This window comes from Pseudoneobacillus rhizolycopersici (assembly GCF_054786815.1).
In genome coordinates, this window is the sequence record NZ_JBTOOE010000305.1 from 1 (window position 1) to 208 (window position 208).

1 pseudogene is annotated in these 208 nt (G+C 66.3%); it reads right to left on the bottom strand.

The window, feature by feature from the left end:
• Positions 1–208 (bottom strand): annotated as a pseudogene (locus ACX9YW_RS23860) (hypothetical protein); the annotation flags it as partial.

Genomic DNA, 208 nt, shown 5'->3' on the forward strand with positions numbered 1-208 from the left:
CACCCAGCGCGTTGACCAAGCTGTCGATCTGCGCCGGGGTGCTGATGAAGGGCGGTGCGAGCTGGATGGTGTCGCCGCCGTAACGCACGTAAAAGCCCTTGTCCAGCATGGCCATGGCGATCTCGTAGGGGCGGCGGGCGGGTTCGCCCGGCACGGCGTCAATGGTGATGCCGCAGGCCAGGCCGTAGTTGCGGATGTCGGTGATGTG